Raw genomic sequence first — 5,199 nt, 5'->3', positions numbered from 1 at the left:
TCGATATATCGAGAATGTTATCTTCTGACCAGATTATCTTACCGTAAAGATATTTAAGGAATTATACGAATAATGCGAAAATATCAGTATATTTTTATATCTATGCTGCAGGTAATATTTACAATAGCGATAGCTGTCTTTTGTTCAGGCTATAGTAATTATTATCACTCGAAACGGACTATGAATGCAGTATCAAATTCAACTAATTGGTTTCTGCAAGCCTCTCAGAATCAATTCACATTCGAAGAAATGATTAGTCATCTTCAGATTAAATCTAAAATACTTAATCAATATGCCAAGTGGAAAGGCGTACGTTACCGGCTAGGAGGTATCTCCAAAGAGGGTATAGATTGCTCTGCTTTTGTACAAAAAACTTTTCGTGACCAGTTTAGTCTCAAACTTCCACGCTCTACTATAAATCAGAAAAACTTAGGCTCTAAAATTTATCGTACTCACCTGCTACCAGGTGATCTAGTACTATTTAACGTTAATAGTCGTTTGACTGGTAGTCACATCGGAATTTACTTAGGTAATGATCTCTTCGTTCATGCTTCTACTAGCAGTGGGGTTATGATCTCGAATCTTAATGATGGGTATTGGAAAGCTTGTTATTATGAAGCACGGAGGATACTAAAAAATATCGCTTTGTGAAAGATATCTTCAAATGATTATTGATAATAAAACATAGGATCTTTATAGTATATAATAAAGATATTATTATGTGCTACTAGCACCCCCACCTACCTATCAGATAGGTTTAAACAGGTTATGATAAAATAAATATATGTTAACTTTTCATGCTGAAACTCGCAAAGATCAGGGTACAGGTGCCAGTCGTCGCCTACGTTTAGTAAATAAGTTCCCAGCTATTATTTATGGGGGTAATATAAAACCAGTAGCTATCAAACTAGATCAAACAATTATTATGCAGAGCGAGAGCAAAAAAAGTTTTTACCATGATATAATCACTTTAATTATTAATGGTCACAAAACTACAGTTAAGGTATGGGCAATACAGCGTCATCCATTTAAATTGAAACTCACCCACATAGATTTTCTTCGAGTAAGCCCCTACTAGGTTAGTTACTTAGCTAGCCGCCTAAGATTATATCTATATTTTATTTCGGCATGTAGCGCAGCCTGGTAGCGTACCGTCATGGGGTGGCGGGGGGCGGAGGTTCAAATCCTCTCATGCCGACCCTACCAATTTATACTGACCCTAACCTGACTGATCTATCTTGATCTTGATAATGACGCTCCATAGCGAGCTCTATCAAACGAGTAATAAGTGCTGGGTAACTAACTCCGCTAGCTTGCCATAATTTGGGATACATACTTATATTAGTAAACCCTGGCAAGGTATTTACTTCATTAACGAGTACCTTATTATCATAGGTGAGAAAAAAATCTACCCGCGCCATTCCAGCGCAGTTAAGTGCCTGGAAGGCACGCACGGCGATAAGGCGGATCGTATCACTGATGTTCTGGCTGATAGCAGCCGGTACTATGATCAGCGCCCCTTGCTCACTGAGATATTTTTTTTCATAAGAATAAAAGTTATCGCTTAATACAATCTCTCCGCATACACTAGTCTGTGGATTATCATTACCTAAAACGGCACACTCTAATTCACGGCCTTTGATAGTAGATTCAACTAATACCTTATGATCAAAATTAAACGCTAGCGTCAGTGCGTTATCAAAACTAATACCATCTGTTACTTGAGATACGCCAACTGATGAGCCTTGATTCGCTGGTTTGATAAACAGCGACGGACCTAGATTAGCGATAATTTGCTCGTAACTAACGTCTTTACGGTTAGTGCGGGTTAAGGTGATCGATGGCGCTACGGGAATTTCTGCATCACGCAATAGTCGTTTAGCGATATCTTTATCCATACTTACAGCCGAACCTAGTACGTTAGAACCCACAAAAGGTAGATTTGCCATGCGTAGCAGCCCTTGCAGATTTCCGTCTTCGCCTAAAGTTCCATGCACAATGGGAAATATCACATCAAGCTGGCATAATGCCTCTAAGGTATCGATCTGTACTAATTGTGACTGTTTACGTCCAGGAATGATGGCGATATGTTTATTACTTATTTTCAGAGAAATATATTTGGGATTTTCCCCGTAGATTAAATAATCAGAACTATCATTAATATGCCACTTTCCTTCTTTATCTATACTTAACAGTACTACATCGAATTTGTTTTTATCAATAGTTTCAACTATATTTTTAGCAGATTGTAGTGAAACTTCATGTTCTGGTGACGGACCACCAAAAATAAGCCCTACACGTAATTTAGCCATATATTTTCAGAGACTAATGCATTAAATTATCAAACATATAGATCATGCCCAAAGCTAGAAAATACTTAAGATAAATAAAATTAATCATAGCACTATAAATCTTTTATTTTGCTTGTTTATTATTAACTAATTACTTTTCGTTAATGATTCTGCTAGCTTATTTAGCTTTTAATCATCTATTGGTTCGGCTACACGCTGCAAGCTTACCACATGTTCATCTTCGGCAGTACGGATGAGCGTGATACCTTGAGTATTACGACCAATAATACTAACCTCCGAAACCCAGGTACGTACTAGTGTACCTGCGTCGGTGATCATCATAATCTGATCAGAATCATCTACTTGAACGGCGCCCACAACCTCGCCATTACGTTCGCTCACCTTAATGGATATAACCCCTTGAGTAGAACGTGATTTAGTTGGGTATTCCGCCTGAGCAGTTCGCTTACCATAACCATGTCTAGTAACGGTAAGTATATGACCATCTGCGCGTGGCACAATTAGTGATACTACTCTATCACCCTCTGCTAGGTTAATGCCCCGTACGCCTGTTGCGGCACGTCCCATACTACGTACCTGACTTTCTGAGAAACGTACCACTTTACCGTAAGCTGAAAATAACATTACTTCGTTGCTACCATCAGTTAAATCTACTCCAATTAGCTCGTCTCCTCCATGTAGATTAACTGCAATAATTCCGGCATTGCGTGGACGGCTAAATTCAATTAGTGATGTTTTTTTCACCGTACCGCTAGCAGTAGCCATAAACACATTATGTCCTTCCTCGTATTTACGTACGGGCAGAATGGTGGTGATGCGCTCATTCGGTTCTAGCGGTAGTAAGTTGACTATGGGCCGACCACGTGAACCGCGGCTTGCTGCTGGCAATTGATATACTTTCATCCAATACATTCTGCCACGGCTAGAGAACAGTAGAATAGTATCGTGGGTGTTAGCCACTAGTAAACGATGAATAAAATCCTTTTCTTTCATTCGTGCTGCAGATTTTCCTTTCCCACCTCGTCGTTGCGCTTCATAATCATTTAATGGTTGATACTTCACGTATCCTTGGTAGGATAGAGTTACGACAACATCTTCCTGGTTTATTAGATCTTCCATCATAAGATCTGAAGAAATAGTAGTAATTTCAGTACGGCGAGGATCGTGGTACTGTTTTTTAATACTACTTAATTCTTCGCTGATTATTTTCATTAGGCATGCTGGATCGTGCAAGATACGGAGCAGCTCAACAATCTTCATCAATAGTTCTTGGTACTCTATCATGAGCTTCTCATGCTCTAAGCCAGTCAATTTATGTAGTCGTAAATCCAGAATAGCTTCCGCCTGTTTTTCTGTTAGGTAGTACTGGCCATCATGAATACCATACTTCGCTTCTAACCATTCTGGACGTGCTGTATCATTAACGGTAGGATTAAACATAGAGGCAAAAGTACCCAGCTCCCAAGCGTAAACTACTAATACAGCTTTAGCTTCTGCCGGTGTATTAGCTTGACGGGTAAGCGCGATGATTGACTCGATATTAGCCTGCGCTACCGCCAGTGCTTCCAAGATATGAACACGATCGCGAGCTTTACGTAATTCAAAAATAGTCCGGCGAGTAACTACGTCCTGGCGGTGACGAACAAAAGCAGATAATATCTCTTTTAGTGAAAAAATCTTAGGTTGTCCCTTATGTAGCGCAACCATATTGATACCAAATGACACCTGCAATTGAGTCATTGAGTATAAATTGTTCAGTACTACCTCCGCGATTGCGTCACGTTTAATTCCAATGATAATACGCATACCGTCTTTATCAGACTCGTCACGCAGGACGCTAATGCCTTCGATACGCTTATCTTTAACTAATTCAGCTATTTTTTCTATCAGGCGTGCTTTATTAACTTGATAAGGAATTTCACGCACAACAATAGTTTCACGCCCAGTCTTGACATCAGTTTCTACTTCGGTACGTGCACGGAGACATATTTTACCGCGCCCAGTCCGGTACGCATCTTCAATACCACACCTACCATTAATAATCGCCGCTGTAGGAAAATCAGGACCAGGAATATATTTCATTAGTTCTTCGATACTAATCGTATCATCATCGATATAGGCTAAGCAGCCATCGATAATCTCAGCAAGATTATGTGGAGGAATGTTTGTCGCCATCCCAACTGCGATACCAGAAGATCCATTTACTAGTATATTGGGTATCCTTGTAGGCATCACATCAGGAATCTGTTCCGTGCCGTCGTAATTAGGAACATGATCTACAGTCTCTTTCTCTAGATCAACGAGCAATTCGTGGGATATCTTCGACATCCGTACTTCTGTATAACGCATCGCGGCAGCGGAATCTCCGTCAACGGAACCAAAATTACCCTGACCGTCTACTAACATGTAACGCAGCGAGAAGGGTTGTGCCATACGCACGATGGCATCGTAGACCGCAGTATCACCATGTGGGTGATATTTACCAATAACGTCACCGACTACACGTGCAGATTTTTTATAAGGTTTATTCCAGTCATTACTAAGTACGCTCATGGCATACAATACACGACGATGTACTGGTTTTAGTCCATCTCGTACATCTGGTAACGCACGTCCTACAATCACTGACATAGCATAATCTAGATAAGAACGTTTAAGTTCTTCTTCGATGCTAATCCGTGTCATTTCTTTAGCTAGGTCGCTCATGAAGCAGCTATCCTTACATAAAAAATCAAGCTTTTGTTCAAACTATTATACCATTTTTTCTAATTAAATAAGCAGCTTGCTTGTATATTAGTAATACCACGATATGGTATTTTTTAATAATTATATCTAAAATAAGCTGCTTATTATGCCTATTACATCTGTATACTTTATGCCTTAATTA

At 39.5% G+C, this 5,199-nt stretch carries 3 protein-coding genes, 1 tRNA gene and 1 pseudogene; 3 read left to right on the top strand and 2 right to left on the bottom strand.

All coding sequences use genetic code 11. The features are described 5' to 3' along the window. The first annotated feature begins 72 nt into the window (after positions 1–72). The 3 genes from mepS to CEX73_RS03005 all read left to right on the top strand — a co-directional run bounded on the left by mepS (position 73) and on the right by CEX73_RS03005 (position 1,198). Positions 73–651: a bifunctional murein DD-endopeptidase/murein LD-carboxypeptidase gene (mepS, locus tag CEX73_RS03015; protein WP_101627106.1), complete on the top strand. Its 579-nt coding sequence runs from the start codon at positions 73–75 to the stop codon at positions 649–651. Positions 652–784: 133 nt separating this feature from the next. Then, a complete protein-coding gene (gene rplY / locus CEX73_RS03010) occupies positions 785–1,078 on the top strand; it encodes a 50S ribosomal protein L25 (RefSeq protein ID WP_101627105.1) in 294 nt (97 codons plus the stop codon). Positions 1,079–1,124: 46 nt separating this feature from the next. Further along, a tRNA-Pro gene (locus CEX73_RS03005) sits at positions 1,125–1,198 on the top strand. Positions 1,199–1,208: 10 nt separating this feature from the next. On the opposite strand, the gene ddlA is transcribed toward CEX73_RS03005, so the two are convergent. Together ddlA and gyrA are read right to left on the bottom strand one after the other, a co-directional pair. Next, positions 1,209–2,312, bottom strand: a complete 1,104-nt coding sequence (ddlA, locus tag CEX73_RS03000) for a D-alanine--D-alanine ligase (protein ID WP_101627104.1) — start codon at positions 2,310–2,312, stop codon at positions 1,209–1,211. A gap of 171 nt (positions 2,313–2,483) precedes the next feature. After that, positions 2,484–5,018 (bottom strand): annotated as a pseudogene (gyrA, locus tag CEX73_RS02995) (DNA topoisomerase (ATP-hydrolyzing) subunit A); the annotation flags it as partial. Positions 5,019–5,199 lie beyond the last annotated feature (181 nt).

Origin of the sequence: Candidatus Palibaumannia cicadellinicola, from assembly GCF_002855795.1 — a bacterium.
In the GTDB taxonomy this organism is placed as follows: domain Bacteria; phylum Pseudomonadota; class Gammaproteobacteria; order Enterobacterales; family Enterobacteriaceae; genus Baumannia; species Baumannia cicadellinicola_C.
Note: the sequence above shows the minus strand (reverse complement) of the source record. Positions and strands in the feature narration are given on the sequence as shown.

Bases quoted from the DNA above. Each gene is read 5' to 3' on its own strand.
- rplY (WP_101627105.1), top strand. From the start codon at position 785: ATGTTAACTTTTCATGCTGAAACTCGCAAAGATCAGGGTACAGGTGCC.
- ddlA (WP_101627104.1), bottom strand. From the start codon at position 2,312: ATGGCTAAATTACGTGTAGGGCTTATTTTTGGTGGTCCGTCACCAGAA.
- mepS (WP_101627106.1), top strand. From the start codon at position 73: ATGCGAAAATATCAGTATATTTTTATATCTATGCTGCAGGTAATATTT.